The 25223-nt window shown below is 39.5% G+C and carries 23 protein-coding genes; 12 read left to right on the top strand and 11 right to left on the bottom strand.

The annotated features are described in order from the left end of the window. Positions 1 to 98: 98 nt before the first annotated feature. Positions 99 to 1052 (top strand): hypothetical protein, encoded by a 954-nt coding sequence (locus OM33_RS06250; RefSeq protein ID WP_038640104.1) that lies wholly within the window; start codon positions 99 to 101, stop codon positions 1050 to 1052. Positions 1053 to 1129: 77 nt separating this feature from the next. On the opposite strand, the gene OM33_RS06245 is transcribed toward OM33_RS06250, so the two are convergent. Further along, on the bottom strand, positions 1130 to 2518 hold the full coding sequence (locus tag OM33_RS06245; protein ID WP_038640102.1) for a PhoH family protein: 1389 nt from the start codon (positions 2516 to 2518) through the stop codon (positions 1130 to 1132). 207 nt (positions 2519 to 2725) lie between these two features. On the opposite strand from OM33_RS06245, the gene rapA reads away from it, so the two are divergent. Genes rapA through OM33_RS06230 form a run of 3 tightly spaced genes read left to right on the top strand, consistent with a single transcriptional unit; the run spans position 2726 to position 7238 of the window. Beyond that, on the top strand, positions 2726 to 5620 hold the full coding sequence (gene rapA / locus OM33_RS06240; RefSeq protein ID WP_038640100.1) for an RNA polymerase-associated protein RapA: 2895 nt from the start codon (positions 2726 to 2728) through the stop codon (positions 5618 to 5620). Positions 5621 to 5677: 57 nt separating this feature from the next. Continuing rightward, positions 5678 to 6331, top strand: coding sequence for a bifunctional tRNA pseudouridine(32) synthase/23S rRNA pseudouridine(746) synthase RluA (gene rluA, locus OM33_RS06235; RefSeq protein WP_038640098.1), 654 nt, complete (start codon positions 5678 to 5680; stop codon positions 6329 to 6331). A 58-nt stretch (positions 6332 to 6389) separates the two neighbouring features. After that, positions 6390 to 7238: a DUF3530 family protein gene (locus OM33_RS06230; RefSeq protein ID WP_038640096.1), complete on the top strand. Its 849-nt coding sequence runs from the start codon at positions 6390 to 6392 to the stop codon at positions 7236 to 7238. Between the two features lie 23 nt (positions 7239 to 7261). Here the strand turns inward: OM33_RS06230 and djlA are convergent, their stop codons facing one another. Genes djlA through OM33_RS06215 form a run of 3 tightly spaced genes read right to left on the bottom strand, consistent with a single transcriptional unit; the run spans position 7262 to position 9780 of the window. Then, the gene (djlA, locus tag OM33_RS06225; protein WP_038640094.1) at positions 7262 to 8101 is read right to left on the bottom strand and encodes a co-chaperone DjlA; all 840 of its coding nucleotides are present in this window, start codon (positions 8099 to 8101) and stop codon (positions 7262 to 7264) included. Next, positions 8102 to 8776 carry an N-acetylmuramate alpha-1-phosphate uridylyltransferase MurU gene (gene murU / locus OM33_RS06220; protein WP_038640092.1) on the bottom strand — a complete coding sequence of 225 codons (675 nt, stop codon included), beginning with the start codon at positions 8774 to 8776 and terminating at the stop codon, positions 8102 to 8104. Then, on the bottom strand, positions 8773 to 9780 hold the full coding sequence (locus tag OM33_RS06215; protein WP_234402726.1) for an aminoglycoside phosphotransferase family protein: 1008 nt from the start codon (positions 9778 to 9780) through the stop codon (positions 8773 to 8775). Before OM33_RS06215 ends, murU begins: the two co-directional genes overlap by 4 nt. A gap of 319 nt (positions 9781 to 10099) precedes the next feature. On the opposite strand from OM33_RS06215, the gene lptD reads away from it, so the two are divergent. From lptD to OM33_RS06180, 7 genes are all read left to right on the top strand, one after another. Beyond that, positions 10100 to 12328: an LPS assembly protein LptD gene (lptD, locus tag OM33_RS06210; RefSeq protein ID WP_038640090.1), complete on the top strand. Its 2229-nt coding sequence runs from the start codon at positions 10100 to 10102 to the stop codon at positions 12326 to 12328. A 20-nt stretch (positions 12329 to 12348) separates the two neighbouring features. Further along, positions 12349 to 13635, top strand: coding sequence for a peptidylprolyl isomerase SurA (gene surA / locus OM33_RS06205; RefSeq protein WP_038640088.1), 1287 nt, complete (start codon positions 12349 to 12351; stop codon positions 13633 to 13635). 2 nt (positions 13636 to 13637) lie between these two features. After that, the gene (gene pdxA / locus OM33_RS06200) at positions 13638 to 14624 is read left to right on the top strand and encodes a 4-hydroxythreonine-4-phosphate dehydrogenase PdxA (protein WP_038640082.1); all 987 of its coding nucleotides are present in this window, start codon (positions 13638 to 13640) and stop codon (positions 14622 to 14624) included. Next, positions 14625 to 15431 (top strand): 16S rRNA (adenine(1518)-N(6)/adenine(1519)-N(6))-dimethyltransferase RsmA, encoded by an 807-nt coding sequence (gene rsmA / locus OM33_RS06195; protein WP_038640075.1) that lies wholly within the window; start codon positions 14625 to 14627, stop codon positions 15429 to 15431. Then, a complete protein-coding gene (gene apaG, locus OM33_RS06190) occupies positions 15415 to 15798 on the top strand; it encodes a Co2+/Mg2+ efflux protein ApaG (RefSeq protein WP_038640073.1) in 384 nt (127 codons plus the stop codon). The genes rsmA and apaG overlap by 17 nt, the downstream gene beginning before the upstream one ends. 7 nt (positions 15799 to 15805) lie before the next feature. Continuing rightward, positions 15806 to 16636 carry a symmetrical bis(5'-nucleosyl)-tetraphosphatase gene (locus OM33_RS06185; protein ID WP_038640071.1) on the top strand — a complete coding sequence of 277 codons (831 nt, stop codon included), beginning with the start codon at positions 15806 to 15808 and terminating at the stop codon, positions 16634 to 16636. 162 nt (positions 16637 to 16798) lie between these two features. Further along, the gene (locus tag OM33_RS06180) at positions 16799 to 18814 is read left to right on the top strand and encodes a methyl-accepting chemotaxis protein (protein ID WP_038640070.1); all 2016 of its coding nucleotides are present in this window, start codon (positions 16799 to 16801) and stop codon (positions 18812 to 18814) included. A 333-nt stretch (positions 18815 to 19147) separates the two neighbouring features. On the opposite strand, the gene OM33_RS06175 is transcribed toward OM33_RS06180, so the two are convergent. The 5 genes from OM33_RS06175 to rplU form a co-directional block, all read right to left on the bottom strand. Then, the gene (locus OM33_RS06175) at positions 19148 to 19522 is read right to left on the bottom strand and encodes a DUF3718 domain-containing protein (protein WP_038640068.1); all 375 of its coding nucleotides are present in this window, start codon (positions 19520 to 19522) and stop codon (positions 19148 to 19150) included. A gap of 71 nt (positions 19523 to 19593) precedes the next feature. After that, positions 19594 to 20094, bottom strand: coding sequence for a type 3 dihydrofolate reductase (folA, locus tag OM33_RS06170; RefSeq protein ID WP_199922517.1), 501 nt, complete (start codon positions 20092 to 20094; stop codon positions 19594 to 19596). An 82-nt stretch (positions 20095 to 20176) separates the two neighbouring features. After that, a complete protein-coding gene (cgtA, locus tag OM33_RS06165) occupies positions 20177 to 21334 on the bottom strand; it encodes an Obg family GTPase CgtA (protein ID WP_038640065.1) in 1158 nt (385 codons plus the stop codon). A gap of 115 nt (positions 21335 to 21449) precedes the next feature. Further along, positions 21450 to 21707 (bottom strand): 50S ribosomal protein L27, encoded by a 258-nt coding sequence (gene rpmA, locus OM33_RS06160; protein ID WP_038640063.1) that lies wholly within the window; start codon positions 21705 to 21707, stop codon positions 21450 to 21452. 17 nt (positions 21708 to 21724) lie between these two features. Beyond that, positions 21725 to 22036 carry a 50S ribosomal protein L21 gene (rplU, locus tag OM33_RS06155; protein WP_038640061.1) on the bottom strand — a complete coding sequence of 104 codons (312 nt, stop codon included), beginning with the start codon at positions 22034 to 22036 and terminating at the stop codon, positions 21725 to 21727. Positions 22037 to 22326: 290 nt separating this feature from the next. Here rplU and ispB point away from each other — a divergent pair, with 290 nt between their 5' ends. Next, positions 22327 to 23298: an octaprenyl diphosphate synthase gene (ispB, locus tag OM33_RS06150; protein WP_038640058.1), complete on the top strand. Its 972-nt coding sequence runs from the start codon at positions 22327 to 22329 to the stop codon at positions 23296 to 23298. Between the two features lie 80 nt (positions 23299 to 23378). On the opposite strand, the gene rpoS is transcribed toward ispB, so the two are convergent. Then, complete coding sequence (gene rpoS / locus OM33_RS06145; protein WP_038640055.1) at positions 23379 to 24335, bottom strand: RNA polymerase sigma factor RpoS; 957 nt, start codon at positions 24333 to 24335, stop codon at positions 23379 to 23381. Between the two features lie 63 nt (positions 24336 to 24398). Continuing rightward, the gene (locus OM33_RS06140) at positions 24399 to 25223 is read right to left on the bottom strand and encodes a peptidoglycan DD-metalloendopeptidase family protein (RefSeq protein ID WP_038640052.1); all 825 of its coding nucleotides are present in this window, start codon (positions 25221 to 25223) and stop codon (positions 24399 to 24401) included.

Genomic DNA, 25223 nt, shown 5'->3' with positions numbered 1-25223 from the left:
CCTTAGAAATATTTCTTTCTATCACAACATCTTGACTAAGCTTATAAATATTTAACACAATCTTTAATAAAGATAACCACCCAAAAATGGAAAAGGCAATGGATAGACTTTTACGCGCCTTAGTCGTAACAACTCTTTTTAGCTTAAGCTCACTCGTTGCAACTTGTTTTGCAGCCGATAGACAAGTAACACAAGAAAAAGAACAGCAAACGTTTTATTACTCATGGCGTGATTATCAAGGCAATCAGCAAAAACTCAATTTTACTTACTCAAACGATCAATTGTTTAACCATTACCGCCGCTTTAAAGGTTTTAACGACCAAGAATATCTCGACAAAATTAACGTTAAGGTCATGAATACTATTAAAGAGTTTGACCGTCGTAAATATCGCCTCGAAACCACGCGTAAGGAGCGCAGTATTGAGTACAAAGTTTTCAGCGATGAAAAAGCCTTATTAAATGAAGTAGAAACCCGTGTTGAAAACGCCAAACAAAGTGCGCGTAAAAGCTATTTAAAGAGGCACTATTACGCTGATTTAGAAGCAATTTGGGCAACCGATGCGGTAAGGCCTGACTTACCTCGATTTGTAAAAGAATCATACAATTACATCACCCCTATCCGGGAGGCAGTGATTGAAAAATATGGGCTCAATGTAAGGCCGCAAACGATTATTAATTTCGTTTTAGGTTGGGTACAATCTATGCCTACTTCCGAATTACCAGATCGCTTCCACCATAGCGGCGAGAACTTTAAACCACCTTTAAAGCTGATCCGCCAAGAGTACGGCGATGTTGATAGTAAACTAGTTCTGACCAGTGCGATTTTAAAAGCAATTTACCCGCGTTTAACAATAGCCATGATAACTACACCAAAACACGCGCTAATAGGTTTAAACCTACCCATTCGCAAAGAAGATAAACACATCGAAATTAATGGCTTAAAGTACCTAGTAGGTGAAGTAACTGGTCCAAAACAAATGCCGATTGCTGAAGTAAGTCCAAGCTCTTGGAGTATGCTTAATAGCAAACAATATATTGTTGATGTAATTTAATCTAAACACGGATTATTTAACTATTCGCTAAAAAAGGGCTGGTCGTTACCAGCCCTTTTATATATTTGTTTAAAAAATTATAAGTTTTCTTCTGCAAAACTAGCTAATCGGCTTCGCACCACGCCATTTAAATTAACCGTACTACTACCTTGGAAGTCTTTAAAACGTTCAACAATATAAGTTAAGCCTGAAGTGACTGGTGTTAAATAATTACTGTCTATTTGAGCTAAATTACCCGAACAAATGAGTTTGGTTCCTTCACCGCAACGCGTAATGATGGTTTTAAGTTGTGACGCTGTTAAGTTTTGGCTTTCATCCAAAATTACTATGGCATTTTGAATACTGCGACCGCGCATAAAGTTAATCGACTTAAACTGTATATTGGCCTTTTCCATAATATAATTTCGGCTAGAAATAGGGTTTTCATCGTTTTTATGCAGTACCTCTAGTGAATCGGTTATTGCGGCAAGCCATGGCAACATCTTTTCTTCCTCGGTGCCTGGTAAAAAGCCTATCGACTCTGCAATTTCAGGGGTATTTCGTGTAACAATTATTTTGTCATACATACCGCGTTCAATCACAAGCTCTAGCGCACATGCTAAGGCTAATAAGGTTTTACCGCATCCTGCAGGCCCGGTTAAAATGACTAAATCTAGATTTGGGTCTAATAATGAATTAATCGCCATAGCTTGATACACATTCTTAGGCACAATCCCCCACGCACTTCGTCCCATTATGCGTTCAAAGCCTAAATCAAGTAGCTTGATATGCTCTTCGTCATAATCAACTACACGCGCAGCAAAGTGACCCGTTTCATCAAGCAAGTATTCGTTAATAAACACTTCGTTCAGTAAACTGCGTGGTACAGTATGATAAGTATCGCGACCATTTTGCTCACTGTCGCACTCTTTTACATGAGCCCAAAAGTCACCATCGAGTTTTTTGTAGCCGCTTGTTAAGAGGCTAATATCATCAATCAATTGGTCGGTTCGATAATCTTCGACAAATTCAAGCCCTGCACCTTTTGCTTTAAGGCGCATATTAATATCTTTAGTTACTAACACCACTTTCACTTCTACACGTAACTGTTGTAAGTGAAGCGCAGTATTAATAATACGGTGATCATTTTCATCGCCAGGAAGACCAGACACCGCATCTTCAAAAATATGGTCATTAACAATGGTTAGCTTACCAGTACAATTTTTGGTGACTCCTGATAAATCGACCCCAGCCAACATTTCTTCCGGCGAAGCATCACGTAACACATCGTCTAATGCTCGAATGGCAATACGCGCATCACGACTCACATCTTTTTTGCGATCTTTAATGTGGTCGAGCTCTTCGAGTACTGTCATTGGGATAACGACTTGATGTTCTTGGAAAGATAAAAAGGCGAAAGGTTCGTGAAGTAATACGTTGGTATCTAATACATAGAGTTTATTATCGTTATTGCGCACTTTTCCCATAAGCTGTTCCTTCTCTTAGCTGGCGGGTTTATGGTTTTTGCTTTACTTTTAAGTTTAGTCTATTTCACGAATTTGGCTTTTTTATGACAAAAAAAGTTCATAATTCTTGATAAAATACAAACATTAAAGTGGCTAAAAATTAACAGGTGAATCCAACGAGAAATCTAGGTAACATAGCCGCCTTTTTTCGATAGTAGCGAGTTAAAAATGAGCTTTTCTTTAGGTCAACGCTGGATCAGCGACACCGAATCAGATTTAGGCTTAGGTACGGTAGTAGCCTGTGAAGGACGCCAAGTCACCATTTTATTCCCAGCCAGTGGTGAAAACCGTGTGTACAGTATTTCTGAAGCACCTGTAACCCGAGTTGCATTCAATGTGGGTGACAAAGTGCGTAGTGTTGACGAGTGGGAACTCATTGTTGAACAAGTTGAAGAAGAAAATGGATTATTTACTTACCTTGGTACACGTGAAGATAACCAAGAACAAGTAGTACTAAAAGAAACCTTTCTTGACCATTTTATTAAATTTAATAAACCACAAGATAAATTATTCTCAGGCCAAATCGACCGTTTCGACCGTTTTACACTTCGCCATAACACGCTTAGTCATATCCATGAAAACCAACAATCTAGCTTAAAAGGCTTAGTGGGGGCACGTGCTAGTTTAATTCCACACCAGCTTTATATTGCCGAAGAAGTTGGTAAACGTTTTGCACCACGCGTATTACTATCTGATGAGGTAGGTTTAGGTAAAACCATCGAAGCCGGTATGATTATTCATCAGCAAGTTCAGACTGGTCGCGCTTCTCGTGTGCTGATTGTGGTTCCGGAAAACTTACAGCACCAATGGCTGGTAGAAATGCTACGTCGTTTCAACTTACAGTTCTCAATTTTTGATGATGAGCGCTGTACTGAAGCTTACGCAGATGCTGCAAACCCTTTTGAAACAGAACAGTTTATTTTAACTAGCCTTGAGTTTCTCACGAAAAAGAAAACGTGGTTTGAACAAGCAACACTAGCTGACTGGGATTTATTAGTTGTTGATGAAGCGCACCACTTGAAGTGGAGCGAAAAGAAATCGAGCACCGAATACAACCGCATTGCAGAGTTAAGCCAAGATATTCCGGGATTAATTCTACTCACAGCGACGCCGGATCAACTCGGTCATGAAAGTCATTTCGCCCGTTTAAAGCTACTTGATGAAAATCGTTTTTACGATTACCAAGCATTTGTAGAAGAAGAGAGTCATTATCAGGAAGTCGCCGACGCTGCGAACCAATTACTTGCTGATGAGCTACTTAGTGATAACGCTAAAGCTACATTAACAACGCTTTTAAAAGAAAGTGATATTTCTACCTTGCTTAGCCAAGTTGAACAAGGCGAGCAAGCAGCTAAAAATGAAGTACTCTCGATGCTACTTGATAGACACGGTACAGGCCGTATTCTGTTTAGAAATAGTCGCAGTAGTATTCAAGGCTTCCCATCTCGTGAGCTTCACGCTTACCCTGCAGCCATGCCAAAGCAATACACTACAGCAATGAATGTGATGGGTAATATTGCGGGCTTAAAAGATGCTGAAATGCGTGCTAAACGCGCCCTATTCCCAGAGAAAATTTTCCAGGAGTTTGAGGGTGAATCAGCTAGCTGGACACAATTTGATCCTCGTGTTGAATGGCTTGCAGAAAAACTGCTTGAACTAAAACGCGAAAAAGTACTGGTTATTTGTAGCGAAGCACAAACCGCTCTCAGCCTCGAACAAGCCATTCGTGAAAGCGAAGGTATTAAAGCGGCCGTATTCCATGAAGGCATGAGCATTATCGAGCGTGACCGAGCAGCGGCCTATTTTGCCGAGCAAGAAGATGCAGCACAGGTATTAATTTGTTCTGAAATTGGTTCTGAGGGGCGAAACTTCCAGTTTGCTCACCATATGATTTTATTTGATCTACCACTTAACCCAGATTTACTTGAGCAACGCATTGGTCGCTTAGACCGTATCGGTCAGAGTGAAGATATTAAAATTCATGTTCCTTACTTTGAGAATACCGCGCAAGAAGTCCTCTTCCGCTGGTACCATGAGGCACTCGAAGCATTTGAACACACCTTAACAACAGGTCAATTACTGTATTCAGAGTTCAAAGAGGAACTCTTAGAACTAATTGCAAATCACAATACAGATGAAGAAGAACTCGACCCGTTACTCGAGTCAGTAAATAAACAAAATCAAGCGCTAAAACAAAAAATGGAGCAAGGCCGCGACCGATTGCTTGAGCTTCACTCAAAAGGACAAGGGCGCTCAGAACAATTAGTTAAAGATATTGAATCATTGGATAATCAAACTGCACTGCCAATGTTTATGATTAAGGTGTTTGATATTTTTGGTATTTCGCAAGAAGACCGCGGTGAAAACTCGATTGTATTAAAACCAACAGAGCATATGTTAACCCCTTCGTTCCCATGCTTACGAGATGAAGGCCTGACTGTTACCTTTGACCGTGATACAGCGCTTGCACAAGAAGATGTGCACTTTTTAAGTTGGGATCACCCAATGGTACAAGGGGCGATGGAACTGATTATTGATGATGACTTAGGTACAACCTCAGTTGCACTTTTGAAAAACAAACAATTGCCGGCTGGTAGTTTCTTTGTTGAGCTTATTTACCTTGCAGAAACCAGTGCACCTAAAGCGCTGCAGATGGGCCGTTTCTTACCGACTACGCCAGTGCGATTGCTGCTTGATAAAAACGGCAATGATTTAGCAGCCAATGTAGCATTTGATACGTTTAACCAACAGCTTAATGCAGTAGGTAAACAAACAGCGAGTAAGCTTGCTTCCGCGCTTCAATCAAGTGTTCACCCACTAATTGAAAAAGCGAACAATTCAGCTAAAGAGCAATTAACAGCGCTAAAAGAAAACGCTAAATGCAGTGTAAATACCAATCTTGATGATGAGCTCGCGCGCTTGAAGTCATTAAAACAACTCAATCCTAATGTGCGCGAAGATGAGTTGTTTTACCTTGAAAAGCAAAAAGCACAATTGCTTGAGCATGTTGAAAAAGCAGAACTTAAGCTTGATGCTATCCGCTTAATAGTGGTTTCTCACTAACCAGAATTGCTTTAAAATAGGGCTTGAATTAAGCCCTATTTTTTTGCTGGAATCACTGTGCTGTTAAACTACAACCCACCAACCTCGCCCTATATTAATATTCTTTATCAAGATAATGACCTGATTATCTTGAATAAACCAAGTGGGTTACTAACAGTGCCAGGTAAAGCGCCTGAACATAAAGACAGCCTAATCAATCGTGTTAATGTTGTTTTTCCAACAGCTACCATAGTGCACCGATTGGATATGGCAACTTCAGGTATTATTTGCTTAGCACTTAACAAGTCCGCACACCGTGAAATCAGTCGCCAATTTCAAGATAGAGAAACTAAAAAACGTTATATCGCACGTGTTTTCGGAAAGTTGGAACCCCAAACTGGTTCGGTTGACCTACCACTAATTTGTGATTGGCCAAATCGTCCAAAACAAATGGTAGATCATGAACGCGGCAAACCATCACTGACTCACTACGAAGTCTTATCTTATGAAGAAAATGCAACACGTGTCGCCTTGACCCCAGTTACCGGTCGTTCACATCAGTTACGAGTGCATATGTTATCACTTGGCCATGTTATCTTAGGTGATCGTCTTTATGCTCACTCTGAAGCATTGGCAATGGCACCACGCTTACAATTGCATGCAGAGTATTTAAGCTTTACTCATCCAATCACACAAGAACAATTAAGTTTTTATTGCGATCCCGATTTTTAAACTAAAATAATTGTTTGATAAGTCGATAAACAACTAAATCAAACAATTATTTACGCGTGTGAATTTTAAAACAACTTTTACCTTTGTTGCCTTCATAACAGCCTCATTTTTTATAAATGCGAATGAGGTTGAATGGATCACCCCCATAAATAAAGAGCTACAAGCAAACCAAGACATTAACCAATATTACGATAAATCGGAAGTGGTTAAAGTGCTTGCGGGTGACAATGAACTCACCGCATTGTATCGCGATCATACTGCAGAGTTTGACAAAGGTGTGGCGATTTTGATTGCTGACTGGCATTTAACTCAAGCAAATGACCGTGGTATCGATTTTTTGCGTAAGTCATTGAATGATTATGGCTGGGTGACTTATAGCATTAGTGCCGGCAGCTCCCCACGCATTAACACGGAAGAGCTACCAGAAAATGACAATATAAGCCTTGCTCCAAATATTGCTCAATATACCAAGCCCGATTTTGACGCTTATGCGTTAAGCCTAACTAGCCGTTTTAAAGCAATGTATCAGCAAGCGCTTAATCACCCAGGTTTTGTTATTGTAATTACTCAAGGACAAAGCGGCGCGATCCTCAATAGTTACTTAAACCAACAAACTTCAGAGCCGATTGATGCCTTAGTACTATTGAATAATTTTTATAATGACCCACAAAAAAATAAAGCATTAAACCAAACGGTTACCACTTCCACTTGGCCAACACTCGATATTTTTTACCAAAGTCATAATCACTGGTTAAGCGAACAAATGGCTTTAAGAAAAAAACTAGCCCGTCGTAATCATAAACTTAATTATCGCCAGCGAACTTTATTTGGCAGCCAATCGAGTGAGCAACAACACCAGCGGTTGTCGAAAGAAATTTACGGCTTTCTAACTTGGCTAGGACTCTAGTATCAATCGCTATTAACCTATCTTTACTTTCGTTTGAGATACTCGTAAGCCGATTGAATGTCTTGGCTTTTTTGCTTCGCAAGCTGCATCATTTCTGGGGGTAAACCTTGTGACACTAATTTATCTGGATGGTGTTGTGCCATTAGCTTTCGGTAAGCCTTTTTAATTGCTTTTTGATCGGCACTGTCATCTAAGCCTAATACCTGCAGTGCTTTAGTGCGCGATAACTCACTTGTTTGTGCTGTATTACTTGATGAACGATGTGATTGTTGCTGATTTTGTTTAGTATGTTGGTAGCGATGAAATTCAAATTCCGCAATATAACGCTTTAAAATAAAGGTAAAATGCGCACTGTTGATGCCAATTAATTTACTGACCTGTTTCAGTAATTCACGTTCTTTGTTACTTAATTCGCCATCACTGAATGCCATTTGGATTTGAATTTCAAGAAACAGTTGAATGAGGTCGTAACGACCAGAAAAACGGTCGCGAAAATCTTTTAGCACGGATTTAAATGGGAAGTCCGCTTCTTTTCCACTGCGAAAGGCATTTTGCGCGTCTCGGCGAGCATCACCTGTGAGACCCATCTCATCCATAAAGCGCGATGCGGCAGAGATATGTTGCTCGTTTACACGACCATTTGATTTGGCAATATGCCCCATTACCGCAAAGCAAGTATAGGAAAATAGCGCCTGCTTTTCAGACACGGAGCTATTATCAAAAAAACCTTGAAAACCACCGGCCTTGTTAAAGTCTTGTTTTAGTCCACGGTCAAACAAGTGCCCAAGGTAAAGGCCTAAAATCGCCCCTAACCATTTGCCAAATAAAAATCCAAATCCAGCACCTAGTAACTTTCCCCACATTTAACTAATTAACTCCTGTCGATTTATTTCAGCCAACCGCTCTGGCGTGCCAATATCATACCAATTACCAATATAAAGCTCTGCGGTGACTAATTTTTCAACCATTTTTTCACGTAACATCGGCGCTAAAGGTAAAAATGCAGTTTTTCGTTCTGCAAAAAATGATTTGTGATAAAGCGCAATTCCGGCAAAAGTATAATTATCTTCTCTACTGGCATCGCTAACAGCAAATCCGTGAACAATTGAAAAGTCACCTCTAGGGTTATGTTCAGGATTTTCGACCAAAACTAAATGCGCTTGATGAGGTAACATTGCGATGTGTGTCAAACTAGATACATCATAATCAGTGTAAATATCACCGTTAATAACAATAAACGTATCTGATAATAAGTGCAGTGCATTAAGAATACCGCCTGCGGTTTCTAACCCTTCACCACCTTCATCACTGTAGATAAGGTTAACACCAAACTCACTGCCATCGCCAAGTGTGTTACGAATAACATCACCACACCAAGCAAGATTGATTACGATTTCTGTAATGCCTGCATTTGCCAAACGTTCAATATGATATTGGATCAGAGGCTTACCATTTACAGTTAACATTGGCTTGGGCATATGCTCAGTAAGTGGCATCATTCGCTTTCCGCGACCAGCTGCCAAAATCATTGCTTTCACAGTTTCGCCTCCAGTTGTGGTTGTACAGTTGTTTGTAACCACTCGGCAAAATAACCAAGCACAGGAAATGCATTAGCCACTTCTTCACAAGCTACAATTACATAGTGAAGAGTATCAAGCACATGCGGTAAATAACCTTGCTTTCCATCACGTAAACTTAAACGGCAAAATATGCCTGCAGCTTTCAAATGACGTTGAATGCCTGTTAAGGTGTAAAGCATTTCAAAGTCAGTAAAAGTAAGCCCGCCTGTTAAGCCTGCTTTTTCATACTGTGCAAAACCATATTTTATCAGCGAGCCTCTCAGCGCCTGAGGTAATACTTGGTAGCAATCTTTGGTGAGTGAAACTAAATCATAAGTAAGCGGGCCTTGCACTGCATCTTGGTAGTCGATAATCGCCCATTGCTCATTAGATAACATTAAATTGCGGCTGTGGTAATCGCGATGCATGGTTACTTTAGGCTGCATTTCGAGCGCATTAATCAGCTGTTGTTTTACTTGTTGCCAATTCTTTTCTGCACCAACATCCATTTCAATTTTGCAAAAACTTTGCACTAACCATTCATTGAAAATCTCGAGTTCAAGGTCGATAAATTTGGCATCATAAGGCTTCATTGCTGGGCTTGGAGGTAAAATGGCAATTTGAGGCAATAGGTCAATTGCTTGTTGGTACAATTCACACTCGTTACCTTTCCCAAGACAATCCGCAAAGTGAGTACTTCCTAAGTCTTCAATTAATAAATAGCCTTGTTCTGAATTCACAGCTAAAATTTTTGGTACTTTAAAGTTAGCTTGGTTAAACAAGGTGTTGAGTTCAATAAAAGGCTCATTATTAATAAGTTCCGGTGGCGACACCATTAAAATGTAGCTCTGCTTGTTAGCAGTTACGCGATAGTATTTGCGAAAGCTCGCGTCGCCAGTTATTAATTCAATGTGGAAAGAATGCGGGTTATTAATATTAGGTAAATTCTGCGTCAAAAACGCATCAAACAATTGGTTATGCAAGGCTTAACCCCAACTACAATTAATTACAAATTGTGCATTGTCCTTTGCCATTTGCTACCTGAGTATAAATGACGCTTAATTGCACAAGTATTTTTCTCTTTTCAATGGTATATTATCAGCTCAAGAAATGAGAGAAATCATTTAAATTAAATTATTCTAGAGCGTATTGATACTACACGTTTAAATTTTGTTCAGAGAATACAAATTGGACGTAACAAAATTGATATTATTAGGTTTATAAATACGAAAAAGCTTCGTATTGACAAAAACGTACAAAAACCGATTTTAATATGCTCTTATTCACAAGGTTATCTGATTGATGAAAAGCCCTTTTGGCATATTTGCAACACTTATATTTATGTCACCCCTAACAAGTGCTTCAGATATGTTTTCCCTGTGTGAAACAGATCCTAACCTACGCTGGCAGTCAAGCTCTGCACTTGCCCAAGGACAATTAGCAATAAACGCAGATCAAGTATCCTTGGCTGGAAAAAATAAAGCATTGTTTAGTGGCAATGTATTTATGGACTCTCCCCAAATGAGCTTAACGGCATCAAGTGCTGAACTTGATAAAACCAACGGAATGCTAAATGCCATTGGGCCAATAATTTACCAAGATCCCAACAGCTATATTTCCTCTAAACACTTTTTTGCTAATTTTAATTCATCTGAATTATCACTGGGTGATGCAAAGTATCAATTCACTCAACAAGCAGGCCGCGGGGAAGCTAAATTGCTCGAAGTAAACGAGCAAGCCTTATTGCTTCAAGATGCAAGCTTTACAACCTGTCCGAGTGAGAATCCTGTTTGGGCTTTAGATGCGCGTAAAATTAAACTTTCACAAGAAGAAGGTTGGGGCGAAACCTATGGTGCTGTTCTAAAAGTTTACGACACACCAGTATTCTATTTACCCTATTTTACCTTTCCCATCTCTGATAAACGTAAATCAGGGTTTATTGAGCCAACATTCAGCAGCTCAAATCGCTATGGTTTGGAAATTGAAACACCTTTTTATTGGAATATTGCGCCAAATTATGACGCAACTATTACGCCTAGGTATATGGCAAACAAAGGGTTTCAACTACAAACTGAATTTCGCTATTTAACTGAACAACATCAAGGTATGGCTGCAATTGAGTACCTTAGTAGTGACGATTCAGCCCCTGAACTTAATAGCCGCTACCTACTCCATTTAAGTCAGTACAGTAAAATTAATGATAACTGGCGCGGCCAAATTGATATTACAAATATCAGTGACGACAACTACATCAATGATATGGGTTCTAGTTACGCAAACCGCACCGATACCCAGCTAAATCATTTAATTCAATTAACCCATTTAGGTGAAAACTGGCACACTGACATTAAGCTGCAAGGTTTTGAAGTACTGGGGGATCACCTAGAATCTTATCGAGCATTGCCACAAATTACGTTTAATCAAATCAATGCTTTTGATTTCTATGGTTTTGATTTTACCTTCAACGGTGAATTTGCTCACTTCCAAAATGATGAAGCAACCGTTGAAGAAGCTACGCGACTGCATTTAGAACCAAAATTAAGTTATGGCATTAATGATTATGCATGGAGCTTTCTATCTGAGTTGAGTGTTTTACAAACCAACTATCATCAACAGGGCGACTTTACTAACTCGCAATTTGAAGAAAACGTCAACCGAACGTTGCCAAAACTACGCCTTTACGGACAGATAAATTTTGAACGTGATACCCACTGGTTAGTTGATAACGGCCTGCAAACTTTGGAACCCAAAGCGCAGTATTTATATATACCGGAAAAAGACCAATCAAATATTGGCCTCTATGATACCGTTAAACTACAAGATGACTTTTATGGTTTATTTCGCGAACAGCGTTTTTCTGGTGTAGATAGAATTGCAACTGCAAACCAGTTTACTTTAGGTGCGACAACACGCATATTTAACCAGCAAAATAACGAAGTATTTAATTTTAGTATTGGTCAAATTTTCTATGTTTCTGATAAAGCAAAACCATCAGAAACAGAAATAGACGATAACACTAGCTATAATTCTTTATTTGCCAGTGAAGCAATGTTGCACTGGCACAAAAATTGGTACTTATCTGCTGGCCTGCAATACGATACAGATAGCAGTGAATTAGTTAACTCACATTTAACGCTTGATTATAAGGGTGATAATAATGAGCTAATTCAATTGAACCATCGCTATGCAGATAATGTCTCAGGAAATACCATTGAACAAGTTGGTATTTTCGCAAGCTATCCAATAGGCGAACAATGGCAGCTTGTTTCAAGCTATCAACGTGATCTAGAAAGTGATCGCAGCGTAGAATTTTTAACTGGTGTACAATACCAGTCATGTTGTTGGGCGATTCAACTTTCGGGTAGCCGACAAATTGAAACTGACTTAAATAAACCGGTTGGCCAATTTGAAAATGAGTCAGCCAAATTTGACTCGAGTATTCAAATTAAATTTATAATGGGTCTTGATGCGCAAAAACTACTCAACCAAAGCATCTTTAGTTATCGCAGACCTTATTTTCTAACAAATTAAATGTGTAAGTAGAAAAATCAATGAAGTTAAAACGATTAATGACCGCGGGCGTAGCCCTACTTGCGTTTTGCCAAAGCGCTTACAGTCTAACCACGCTCGATAGTGTTGCTGTTAAGGTAAACGATGGTGTAATTCTAACAAGTGAAGTTGATGCGTTAGTTAACCGAGTAACAAATCGCTCAAAAGAGTCTGGCCAAGAGTTACCTTCAGAAACGGCTTTACGACGTCAGGCAATTGATAAACTAATTGATCAGACTCTTCTTTTACAAATGGCTGAACGTATTGGTTTACGTATTTCTGATGCACAACTTGACCAAACATTAACTCAAATGGCTGGTGAGCAAGGTGCAACACTGGATGACATGCGCCGTTCTTTAGAAGCATCTGGCGACAACTTCCAAACATACCGTGAAGAAATTCGTAACGAAATGATTGCTAGCCGTACCATGCGTGCAAGCGTTGAACGTCGAGTTTATGTTAGCTTACAAGAAGTACAAAACCTCCTGCGCATACTAGAACAACAAGGACAAACCAATGAAGAATATAATGTTGGTCATATCCTAATTGAAATTCCTGAAGGCTCCACGGCTGAGGAAATAAAAGCGCAAAAAGATCGTGCAGAAGCCGTTATTAGACTTTTAAACGAAGGGCGTGAATTTAGACAAATTGCAATTGCTTCATCAGGTGGTGCGAAAGCTCTTGAAGGTGGTCAGCTTGGTTGGATGAACATTAACGAGATGCCAACACTGTTTGCAGAAGCCGTTAAAGGCCATAAAAAAGGCGATATCGTAGGCCCTCTTCGCTCGGGTGCGGGTTTCCATATTGTAAAATTACAAGACGTACGTGGTGTTGAAGTTGTTGAAGCAGTAGAACTAAAAGTGCGTCATATCTTAGTTAAGCCATCAATTATCGTATCAGAAGAAAAAGCACGCTCAATGCTTGCAGGTTTTGTTACTGATTTAAAAGCTGGAACAGCTGATTTCGGCGAGCTTGCGAAAGAGCATTCTGAAGATCCTGGTTCAGCGTTAAACGGTGGCGCTTATGACTGGACTGATCCTAATTCTTGGGTAGGTGAATTTAAAGAAACCGCGCTAGGCTTAGAAAAAGGTCAAATTAGCGAACCGTTCAGAACTCAATATGGCTGGCATATTATGGAGCTTATGGACCGCCGCATCTCAGATAAAACTGAACTAGTGAAACAAAACCGCGCGCATCAAATGATATTTAATCGCCGCTTTAAAGAAGAAAGTTTCACTTTCCAACGCGAGCTTCGTGAACAAGCTTATATCGAAGTAATAGAAGAATAACTATGACGCTACGTATTGCAATTACACCTGGTGAACCGGCTGGTATTGGCCCAGACCTTATTTTACAACTGGCGCAACAAAACTGGCCTGCTGAGCTAGTTGTAATTGCTGATAAATCGGTTTTAAAAAAACGTGCAAAACAACTTGGCATCAACATTTCTTTTATTGATTACGATGCGCAAAGTGCCCCTAAAATGCATGTACCTGGCTCACTAACAGTAAAACATATTGCGATTAGTGAAGAGGTCGTTGAGGGTGAACTTAATGACGCCAACGGTCAATATGTTTTAGATACCTTGAAATATGCCTCTGACGGTAATATGCAGGGAGAGTTCGCGGCTGTTGTAACAGGCCCAGTTCACAAAGGCATAATTAACCAAGCAGGCATCTCTTTTAGCGGTCATACTGAATTTTTCGCACAGCAGTCAAACACCCCTGATGTAGTAATGATGCTTGCAACCGAAGGGTTACGTGTTGCCTTAGTAACAACACATATTCCACTGGCTTATGTATCTAAAGCAATTACCGAAGATCGCTTAAGCAAAGTAACACGTATTCTTCATCATGATTTAACAACCAAGTTCGGCATCAAATCTCCTAAGATTTACGTGTGTGGTCTGAATCCTCATGCAGGTGAAAATGGCCATTTAGGTAGAGAAGAAATTGAAGTCATTTCACCGACTTTAGAGTTACTGAGAAATGAAGGTATCAACCTAGTCGGTCCATTACCTGCCGATACGTTATTTCAAGATAAATACCTAAAAGATGCGGATGCAGTGCTTGCTATGTATCACGATCAAGGATTACCTGTGTTAAAATACAAAGGATTTGGTAATTCAGTGAATATTACTCTAGGCCTTCCGTTTATTCGCACTTCAGTAGATCACGGCACAGCCCTTGATTTAGCAGCAAAAGGCGAAGCGGAAGTGGGTAGTTTTGAATTAGCAATTTCTAAAGCAATTGAAATGGCAAGTAAAAGCGCACAATAGATGAATGATAAAGTACACTTAGGGCACCGCGCCCGTAAACGTTTTGGACAAAACTTTTTACACGATACCAGCATTATCGATAAAATTGTTACAGCAATCGATCCAAAACCTGGCGACAACTTAGTTGAAATTGGTCCTGGCCTTGGTGCAATCACTGAGCCTGTTGCTGATTTGACAGACCACCTAACGGTTGTAGAACTTGATAAAGATCTCGCTCATCGCTTAATTCACCATCCTTTTCTTGCAAGTAAACTGACTGTTCACCAAGGTGATGCAATGCAGTTTGATTTTGCTTCTCTAATAACAGATGAGCGTAAGCTAAAAGTATTTGGTAACTTACCTTATAACGTTTCAACACCGCTGCTCTTTCATCTATTCGAGTTTTATCAAAATATCGAACACATGCATTTTATGCTTCAAAAAGAAGTTGTTAAGCGTATGGTTGCAAGCCCAGGCACAAAAGCCTTTGGCCGTTTAAGCGTTATGACTCAATATTACTGTCATGCTATGCCAGTAATTGACGTGCCACCCGAGTGTTTTAAGCCTGCCCCTAAAGTAGACTCTGCTGTCATTCGACTAATTCCGAAGACGCCAGATCAACTCAAAGCGAAAAGCACTAAGTTACTAAACACAGTATGTTTAGAAGCGTTTAATCAACGTCGTAAAACAATTCGCAATAGTTTATCAAACTTATTAACACCTGAAGAAATTGAAAACTTAGGGTTAGATTTAAAACTTCGTGCTGAAAATCTCTCTCTAGATACCTTTGTAAAAATCGCAAACTGGATTTATGACAACAAGCAGTAATTCTCCAATTAAGGTCTCTGTTGAGACTTTTTATGTCGATGGGCAATCTGAACCTGAAAAAGATAAATTTGTTTTTGCCTATACGATTACAATCAAAAACCACAGCTTATGTGCGACCAAACTTCTTAGCCGATATTGGTTGATTACAGATGCTAATGGCAAAGAAACTGAAGTTGAAGGCGAAGGTGTTGTGGGTGAAACTCCAACTATCGGCCCAGGTGAAAGTTATACTTACACTTCAGGTGCAGTTTTAGATACCCCAATAGGTACTATGCAAGGTTATTACAACATGCGTAACGAGTTTGGCAATGAATTTCAAGCGCCTATAAACGTATTTCGCCTTGCGAGTAACGTAGCGCTCCACTAATTCAACTATGGCCGACTATGTTGTAGGGGATCTTCAAGGCTGTTATAACGAGTTTATAACACTGCTTGAACTCGTCGACTTTAACCCTAGCCAAGATCATCTATATTTAGTCGGTGACATTGTGGCAAGAGGGCCTGATTCGCTTTCTTGCTTACATTATTTGTATCAGTTACAAGGTAGTACCTGTATTACCTTAGGTAATCATGATCTTCATTTAATTGCGACTTACCTAACCCATAAAACACCAAATCCAAACGATAAACTGCAAGACTTATTCGCATCTGAAAAGTTACCTGAGTACATTAACTTTTTAAGGCAGCAACCTCTTGCGATCTGGCTAGAAAACTATAACACTTTGATTTCTCATGCAGGTCTAAATCCACAGTTAAATCTGCAGCAAGCGTTAAATTTTGCGCACCAAGCTCAAGCATGCTACCAAAGCAAGGATGCATCTTATTTTCTTGCAAAGATGTATGGCAATAACATTAATTGTTTGTCTCAGGCTACCGATGAGCTAACTCAGTTTACTTTTACCATAAATGCCTTTTCTCGTATGCGATTTGTCGACTGTAACGGAAAAATGAATTACAAATTAAAAGGTGCTGCAAACCAAGCCACAGATGGGTTATTGCCTTGGTTTAACCATAAGCCACAAAATCATCAAAACATTAATATTTGTTTTGGCCATTGGGCGGCATTAGAGGGCGAAACACCGTATCAAAACCTCTTTGCTTTAGATACTGGCTGTGTATGGGGAAAGCAGATGACACTACTTGAACTTAAAACGCAAAAAAAGCACTCCTGCAATAACTTCAAAGAACAACAAACTAATAGTTAAGTTGTATTTTCATTGGTGAATATAAACTAATCAACTAGAATTACTGAAATAAACTCGTGACTTTGCTAGATTAAACTAAAGTTGTATCCATATATGTCGATACAGGATAAAAGTCCAAAGAGACTTATTCACTTTGCCGGCATTTTGTAAACAGGAATAATTATGAAGTTGACTGTAAGCCAACGAATTTGGGGTGGATTCATTCTAATTACCCTACTTTTGATAACTATTGGTGTTAATTCCCTTGTTAGAATCAACAGTATTAGTGATTCTTCTAATCACGTAAATACTCTCTCAATTCCTGCACTTAGAGCGACTAATGAGTTGCAGGTATCATTTAATAAGATGCAAGCTCTCGCTCTACAGGTTTACTACAGTGATAACAGCAACGAATTGCAGAGTTTAATTAGTAAATACCAAGCAGCAGCACAAGATTTTGATAAGTCTAACGAGAGACTTAAACAAGTTGTTAGCTCTAATCCGCAGTTATCTAACGCGGCATCGGCTGTTGATAAAACGTACTCAAGCTTTATCAACCTTGTGCAAAACTTAATTAACAACAAAACCGATGCGCTAAATCTTGATAAAACAATAAAATCACAACTTGAAACCCTTGAAATAGCTTCTGAAGATGCCAGTACGGTAATTTTAGACTTAAGCGATAGTGCTGAACTCGAAGATAACTCTCAGCGTTTATATCAAGCTGTATCAAATATTGAAAATGCACTGCTTAGCCTTGTAAGTAACAGCACAGATTTATCAAACATTCGCAATTCAGCCACCGTAGAAACACTTTCAAATGAAGTGAATTTTAGTATTAGTGATATTGAACGTAATATCGAACTATTAAATTCGACTTTTGAGCAAACTGACGCTGATTTATTCCAAGACTTCAATGATTACTTCCAAACAGTTAAAGAAAACAGCCAAGGTAGTAATGCTCTTGCGAACCTTAAACAAAACCACATTCGCTTACTAGAGGGTGCAAAAAACAATTTGCTACTTGCTGAAAAAGACACGGAGACAGCTAGCAAACAACTCGAAAAGCTTGCCTCACTTTCGGATAATTTAGTAACAGAATTAAGAGCGGAAGTGGAAAGCAGTGTTTCTAAGGCTGAATTATGGACCTGGTTAGGCATGATTATCGCGACTGTGATTGCGATTGTTATTGCATTCTTAACTGTACAGCGTATTACAAAACCACTTAGTGAAATTAACAGTGTGCTTGATAACGTTGCTCAGGGCGATATGACGAAACGTCTTGATGATAGTAATCAAGATGAATTCGGCGAGTTAGCAAAAAGTCTAAACAGAGTAACAGATAACTTACGTAACTTAATCCAAGGCATTATTTCTCGCTCAACCCAACTTGCTGCAGCATCTGAAGAAACCTCAGCAGTTACCGTTGAGTCTAGCCAAGCGATAGAAAGTCAACGCGCGCAAGTTGAACAAGCTGCCACTGCAACTACTGAAATGAGCAGTACTTCTCAATCTGTAACACAAAGTGCTGAAGACGCTCTACATGAAATTAAGCAAGCTGATAGCGAAGCTGAACGCGTTAAAACAATATCAAACAATAACAAGTTAACCATTGAACAATTAGCAAGTGAAGTTGCAGGTGCATCTCAGGTAATTAATAAATTACATCAAGACAGTGCATCAATCGGTGGCATTTTAGATGTAATCCGTGGCATTGCTGAGCAAACTAACTTGCTCGCACTAAACGCTGCCATTGAAGCTGCGCGTGCAGGTGAGCAAGGTCGTGGCTTTGCGGTTGTTGCTGATGAAGTTCGTTCATTAGCAAGTAAGACACAAGAATCAACTCAAGAAATTCAAGCGATGATTGAATCACTGCAAAGTGGTGCTGAAGAAGCCGTAGCTGTAATGGCAAAAGGCCAGCAGCAAGCTGACTCATGTGTAGAGCAATCTGAGCAAGCTGCATCTGCTCTTGAGCAAATTACACAGGCCGTATCTCAAGCACATGATGCCAGTGAGCAAATCGCTACAGCTGCGGGCGAACAACACCAAGTATCACAAGAGATTAGCGAAAGCCTAGAGTCAATTGTTGCTATAGCTGAGCAGACCGCAGAAGGTGCAAATCAAACTTCAGCCTCTGCAAGTGAAGTAGCTAAGCTGGCCGAGGAACTACGCTTATCTGTTGAAGAGTTTAAAGTCTAAACCTTAGCGGACACCTGTATTTAATAAGCCCACTCAATGTGGGCTTATTTGTGCCTAAAACGAAATAAATAAGTGTTTCACTAAATCGTAATTAACAAGTATTTAAAACCAAAAGTGATGCCACGTTATTTAGTGAACTGTTTACTTAAAATGTAACTAAGTGGTTTATTCTGAACTTTATTTCTTTTGATTTCTGCCCACTGAGAATATAGGCCTTATTCCAAATCAAGCAGTTACTTTAGTAAGTTTTAGGTATTTTATAGATTTGCATAGCACAGACACAAAAAAGCCAGCTGCTATAGCTGGCTTTTGAAGTCAAAGGGAAAACGTTTATTAAATGCCTGCTCGGCTTTTAAGTGCTGCAATAACAGCTGAGCCAGAATGACCATTAGCATCAGCCCATGCAACATCACCACCGGCAGCCAAATCACTCTTTGGGATCTGTTTAACGATGTACTCCCCTGTACCATTTGCACCGCTAACAATTGCATGACGAATTAAGTTGTTACCATTACAACTTATACCAGCATAAATGTTACGAAGCTTTACGCGTGAATCCTTCAGCGTTTTACGAATACGGCTTTTATCATCTGCTGCAACATAGTCACATAAACTAGCAGCTAACTGCTCGTTTGCATTTACTGTGTGAGAGCTCAGTAATGCAGCTGAAGATAAAGACAGAGTTATTAAAAATGTTGATAATTTCATGGTACAGCAACCTTAGTAGCACTTTATACTTAACTTGTTGACGACAATTCTAACAACAAGTTAAATCCTCTTCAAGAAATTAAGCCTAATTTATTATAAATAACAAATTGGTAATGATATTGATTGAGCTCATCCGGTAAAAAACTAGTACTATCTACTACCTGCCAGTCAGCCACAGCCTGATAATCAGGAAACTGCGTATCACCCTCAACATCTAAATCAATATGTGTTAAGTATAGACGATCTGCACGAGTTAAAAAGTCTAGGTAAATTTTACCTCCACCAATGATCATCACCTCATCTACATCTCCCGCAAGCGACAAAGCATGTTCAGGGCTTTCAGCCATTATTGCGCCTTCTACCTTATAGTCAGCATTACGGGTGATGATAATATTAACTCGTCCTGGTAACAGGCGACCTATCGATTCGAATGTGCGACGCCCCATGATGACAGGTTTGCCCAAAGTAACCGCTTTAAAGTGTTTTAGATCTGCAGGTAAGTGCCAAGGCATATCATTATCTTTACCAATAATGCGATTATTAGCCATCGCTGCTATCATTGAAATAATCATAAAAATTTAATACTTTTGACCTAGTTATTTATTATTAGTACTTTTTCATTAAAAATAAAAAAAGGTGCGTGAGCACCTTTAATTATCGTTGATACACTACTTCTACATCGTAGTCATCATCATCCCAATCTTCGTCATCATCGTCGTCATCAATATCTGACATCTGATCTTCATGGTATGTATCCCATTTAAACTCAACTTCAGCAGGTTCTTCTTCAACAACAAATTTTTCTTTTGGCATTGTTTCAAGTAACTGCATAATATCGAAACAAAGCTGCTCTGTTCCAATTTTATTAAACGCTGAGATTTTATATGTCTTTTCTGCTTCAAGTTCATCAGCAATCTCAGCACATAGTGCGTCAGCTTCTTCATCTAACAGAAGGTCGATTTTGTTGAATACTAACCAACGAGGTTTCGCAGCAAGCTCAGGACTGTAGCGCTCAAGTTCACCTAAAATCGTGTATGCATTTTCGACAGGATCTGAACCATCTACTGGCATAATATCGATAATGTGTAAAAGTACGCGGCAACGTTCCAGATGTTTTAAGAAACGAATACCCAAACCTGCACCTTCTGCTGCACCTTCAATCAAGCCAGGTATATCTGCAATCACAAATGACTGATTTTGGCTTGGTCTTACAACACCTAAGTTAGGAACAAGTGTAGTAAATGGGTAATCAGCTACCTTAGGCTTTGCTGCTGAAACACTGCGAATAAATGTCGACTTTCCTGCATTGGGTAGGCCTAATAAGCCCACATCAGCAAGTAGTAATAATTCTAAACGCAGATTTCTAATTTCACCTGGAGTACCTAGCGTTTTCTTACGAGGTGCACGGTTTGTACTTGATTTAAAACGAGTATTACCTAAACCGTGAAAGCCACCTTTAGCAACAATAATTTTATGCCCGTGTTGGGTTAAGTCACCCAAGACTTCCGCAGTATCAACATCGACAATGCGTGTTCCAACGGGAACCTTCAAGGTAAGGTCTTCACCTTTTTTTCCGGTCATATTACGACCAGCACCATTTGTTCCGCGCTCAGCTTTGTGAAAACGTTCAAATTGGTAGTCAATGAGGGTGTTTAGGTTTTCGTCAGCTTCGATGAAAACACTCCCGCCATCACCACCGTCACCACCATCAGGGCCACCATCGGGAACAAATTTTTCTCGGCGAAATGAAACTACACCGCTTCCGCCATCACCAGCTTCAACGCGAATTTCAACTTCATCTACAAATTTCATATATTTAGCCTTACACAGCCTTGAATGCCTATATTATACAAGACAAACGAGTTGTGCGTAATCAAGAAACAAAAAAAGCCCCGCATTTGCGGGGCTTTTTAGAATTTTTTAGGGATTACTCAGCAATAATGCTTACGTATTTACGACCTAAAGGACCTTTTTGCTCAAACTGAACTTTACCGTTTGAAGTTGCAAATAAAGTGTGGTCTTTACCCATACCAACGTTGTTACCAGCGTGGAACTTAGTACCACGTTGACGAACGATGATGTTACCCGCTAAAACTGATTCACCACCGTAGCGCTTAACACCAAGGCGTTTACTTTCTGAATCACGACCGTTACGAGTACTACCAGCTGCTTTCTTATGTGCCATCTTTCTGTACCTCTAAATTAAGCGTTAATGCCAGTGATTTTAACTTCAGTGAACCACTGACGGTGCCCCATTTGCTTGCGAGAATGCTTACGACGTCTAAACTTAACGATCTTAACTTTCTCACCACGACCATGAGATACAACTTCAGCTGTAACCTTACCGCCATTTACGAAAGGTGCACCAATTTCGATTTTCTCACCGTTTGCAACAAGTAATACTTTGTCAAATTCTACTGCTGCACCTGTTTCAGCGTCTAACTTCTCTAGACGAATAGTCTGACCTTCAGTCACACGGTGCTGTTTACCACCACTTTGGAAAACCGCGTACATAATTAACTCCGTTCTGCGCCCTCAAATCGACGCAACTTAATAATCTTCGATAGGGCGCGAAGTCTACGTGAAATTGGACAATTGCGCAAGCCTATTTTTACAAAAAAGACTAATAATGTTGCGTTTCGATGGACGCTCATAAAAATTTGATATTATTGTCGCCAATTCTACCCAATATTATCCACTTAGAAAACTATTATTTTTAGATAAAATATTGATTCTACTAAAAGCCAAAAATAGTGTACAATCCCGGCAAATATGCGGCTCGTACCCCTATTACTTGGAGACTCATGGATATTAAAGCAATTCAAGCCTTAACAGAACAAGATATGTTAGCGGTCAATCAATTGATTGAGCAGCAGCTGCAATCAAATGTTGCACTTGTAAATCAGTTAGGCCTGTATATTGTCAATAGCGGTGGCAAACGAATTCGTCCAATATTATCTATCCTTGCAGCAAAAGCACTTGGACACCAAGGGCAAGACCACATTCGTTTAGCTGCAATTGTTGAATTTATCCACACCGCGACATTACTTCACGATGATGTTGTAGATGAGTCTTTATTAAGACGTGGCAACCCTACTGCTAATGCTGAGTTTGGTAATGCCGCAAGTGTATTAGTTGGTGACTTTATCTATACACGCGCTTTCCAACTTATGGTTGGCTTTAACAAAATGCAAGTAATGGATATTTTTGCTCATGCGACAAATGTGATTGCTGAAGGTGAAGTATTACAGTTAATGAACTGTAATGATCCCGACACAACTGAGGATAGCTATATGCAAGTTATCTACAGTAAAACAGCCAAACTATTTGAAGCCGCAACTGAGTTAGCTGCTATCATCACAGAGAAAGATGATAAAACAATTGAGGCATTTAAGTACTACGGCATGCATTTAGGCACAGCGTTCCAGCTAGTTGACGATGTTCTCGACTACAGTGCCAATCAAGCTGAACTAGGTAAATCAATTGGTGATGATCTCGCTGAAGGTAAACCAACTTTACCTTTGATTATAGCGATGAAAAATGGCTCTAAAGAACAATCCGAATTAATCCGAGGCGCAATCGAAAATGCCGACGGCAAAGAGTATTTAGATAAAGTACTTTCAATTCTAGACGAAACAAATGCACTCGCTCTGACAATGGCGAAAGCTCAAGAAGAAGCTGAAAAAGCAATTTCATACCTGAGCGATATTCCTAATTCAGAATATAAAGAAGCATTGATTGCGCTGGCTAAGCTTTCGGTAGATAGAACTTACTAATCACCTTCAAACTGGGTGTATTAGAACTTTGAGATCAAAAAAACCGCTAAAGTAAGCGGTTTTTTATGTAGTGCTTGTGACTAAGCTCTAAATAGAGACTCTATGCTCAAACCTTGATGCGTCAGTACTTCTTTTAATCTGCGCAGTGCTTCTACCTGGATTTGTCTCACTCGCTCACGAGTCAAACCAATTTCTTTACCAACATCTTCTAATGTAGAAGGTTCGTATCCAAGTAAACCAAAACGTCTAGCAAGTACTTCTCGCTGTTTTGCGTTTAACTCTTCAAGCCAATGAACAATGTTGTTGTGTATGTCTTGATCTTGGATCTCACCTTCTGGGCCAAGACCTTTTTCGTCAGCAATAATGTCGAGTAAAGCCTTGTCAGAGTCACCGCCAATCGGCGTATCAACTGAACTGATTTTTTCATTCAAGCGAAGCATCTTACTCACGTCTTCGACTGGACGATCAAGCTTTTCTGCAATTTCCTCGGCAGTTGGTTCGTGGTCTAACTTTTGTGTTAATTCACGAGCAGTGCGTAAGTAAACATTGAGCTCTTTAACAACATGGATGGGTAATCGAATCGTGCGAGTTTGGTTCATAATTGCACGCTCTATGGTTTGTCTGATCCACCAAGTTGCATAAGTAGAGAATCTAAACCCACGTTCAGGATCAAATTTCTCAACCGCTCGGATCAAACCTAAATTGCCTTCTTCAATTAGATCTAGAAGGGCAAGACCTCTGTTGTTGTAGCGTCGCGCTATTTTAACAACTAATCGTAAATTACTTTCGATCATTCGTTTGCGTGAAGCTTCACATCCGCGTAAGGCTTTACGTGCAAAAAAGACTTCTTCTTCTGCACTGAGTAGTGGAGAAAAACCAATTTCGCCTAGATAAAGCTGGGTTGCGTCTAAATTCTTAACAACCTCTTCTTTGGCGAAAACTTCGTCTTCAGTCTCGTCGATTTGTTGTAGATCCTCATCTTTTACGTCCATTTCGATGGTTAGATCTTCAGTATTTTCTTTCTTTGTGCGTCCCATAAGCATCCTCCCGAGTCATTCAGTGACCTATAAACACTAAAACACGTTCGCGCCTCAACTAACTTAGCGTGGCAAGTACCTTAATGGGTCCACTGATTTTCCGCGAAATCTCACTTCAAATCTAAGTCCAACAGACTTAGCTTCAGAGTTACCCATCGAGGCAATTTTTTGCCTAGCTGTAACTTTTTGCTTTTCTTTAACCAAAATATTTTGGTTGTGAGCATAAGCAGTAAGATAATCATCATTATGTTTCACAATGATTAAATTACCATATCCTCTTAACGCACTTCCCGCATAAACAACAATCCCATCTGCTGCTGCAAGAACGTTGGTCCCTAACTTATTTTTTATTAGTATTCCTTTGTAGCCATTTTCTTTTCCTGAAAATTTCCTTGCTACCTGACCCTTAGCGGGCCAATACCATCGCAACTTTCCAGTATTTTTATTTACTTTTTGCTGCTTTTTTATACTGGCTTGATTTTCAACATACTCTTGTTGTTTTTTTGGATCAAGTGGTTTTTTTAATGATTTGTTATTTTTTTGTATATTTTTAGTGGACTTGCTGCTCTTAGATGTGTATTTTTTAGGCTTTTTTGTTGTTTTACTAGCTTGACTAAGGTGTAAAATTTGACCTGGGAAGATCGTGTAAGGGTCTTTAATTCCATTGATCCTAGCCAGATCTCGGAAGTCTTTGTTTGATCTAAAGGCAATTGAGTATAAGGTTTCACCTTTCTTAACTTTGTAACTATTTCCTTTAATTTTAATTTTTTGTTGCGAAGTTGTCTTACCAGATGTAAGGCTGGTTACTGGTGCAGGTGCAGTTCTGCTACTACAAGCTAAAAGCTGCAAACATATTAAGCACACAAAAAGCTGACAAGCAAAACGCAT

It is taken from the genome of Pseudoalteromonas piratica, from assembly GCF_000788395.1.
GTDB lineage: Bacteria > Pseudomonadota > Gammaproteobacteria > Enterobacterales > Alteromonadaceae > Pseudoalteromonas > Pseudoalteromonas piratica.
The sequence above is the reverse complement of the archived record's forward strand: the minus strand, read 5'-3'. Positions and strand labels throughout refer to the sequence as shown.

What these genes read in the sequence shown, in the direction of transcription:
- rpoS (WP_038640055.1), bottom strand. Translation starts at nt 24,335, where the DNA reads ATGGGACGCACAAAGAAAGAAAATACTGAAGATCTAACCATCGAAATG.
- rpmA (WP_038640063.1), bottom strand. Translation starts at nt 21,707, where the DNA reads ATGGCACATAAGAAAGCAGCTGGTAGTACTCGTAACGGTCGTGATTCA.
- apaG (WP_038640073.1), top strand. Translation starts at nt 15,415, where the DNA reads ATGACAACAAGCAGTAATTCTCCAATTAAGGTCTCTGTTGAGACTTTT.
- OM33_RS06185 (WP_038640071.1), top strand. Translation starts at nt 15,806, where the DNA reads ATGGCCGACTATGTTGTAGGGGATCTTCAAGGCTGTTATAACGAGTTT.
- rsmA (WP_038640075.1), top strand. Translation starts at nt 14,625, where the DNA reads ATGAATGATAAAGTACACTTAGGGCACCGCGCCCGTAAACGTTTTGGA.
- surA (WP_038640088.1), top strand. Translation starts at nt 12,349, where the DNA reads ATGAAGTTAAAACGATTAATGACCGCGGGCGTAGCCCTACTTGCGTTT.
- OM33_RS06245 (WP_038640102.1), bottom strand. Translation starts at nt 2,518, where the DNA reads ATGGGAAAAGTGCGCAATAACGATAATAAACTCTATGTATTAGATACC.
- OM33_RS06180 (WP_038640070.1), top strand. Translation starts at nt 16,799, where the DNA reads ATGAAGTTGACTGTAAGCCAACGAATTTGGGGTGGATTCATTCTAATT.
- pdxA (WP_038640082.1), top strand. Translation starts at nt 13,638, where the DNA reads ATGACGCTACGTATTGCAATTACACCTGGTGAACCGGCTGGTATTGGC.
- djlA (WP_038640094.1), bottom strand. Translation starts at nt 8,101, where the DNA reads ATGTGGGGAAAGTTACTAGGTGCTGGATTTGGATTTTTATTTGGCAAA.
- OM33_RS06140 (WP_038640052.1), bottom strand. Translation starts at nt 25,223, where the DNA reads ATGCGTTTTGCTTGTCAGCTTTTTGTGTGCTTAATATGTTTGCAGCTT.
- lptD (WP_038640090.1), top strand. Translation starts at nt 10,100, where the DNA reads ATGAAAAGCCCTTTTGGCATATTTGCAACACTTATATTTATGTCACCC.
- cgtA (WP_038640065.1), bottom strand. Translation starts at nt 21,334, where the DNA reads ATGAAATTTGTAGATGAAGTTGAAATTCGCGTTGAAGCTGGTGATGGC.
- OM33_RS06250 (WP_038640104.1), top strand. Translation starts at nt 99, where the DNA reads ATGGATAGACTTTTACGCGCCTTAGTCGTAACAACTCTTTTTAGCTTA.
- OM33_RS06175 (WP_038640068.1), bottom strand. Translation starts at nt 19,522, where the DNA reads ATGAAATTATCAACATTTTTAATAACTCTGTCTTTATCTTCAGCTGCA.
- rplU (WP_038640061.1), bottom strand. Translation starts at nt 22,036, where the DNA reads ATGTACGCGGTTTTCCAAAGTGGTGGTAAACAGCACCGTGTGACTGAA.
- folA (WP_199922517.1), bottom strand. Translation starts at nt 20,094, where the DNA reads ATGATTATTTCAATGATAGCAGCGATGGCTAATAATCGCATTATTGGT.
- rapA (WP_038640100.1), top strand. Translation starts at nt 2,726, where the DNA reads ATGAGCTTTTCTTTAGGTCAACGCTGGATCAGCGACACCGAATCAGAT.
- ispB (WP_038640058.1), top strand. Translation starts at nt 22,327, where the DNA reads ATGGATATTAAAGCAATTCAAGCCTTAACAGAACAAGATATGTTAGCG.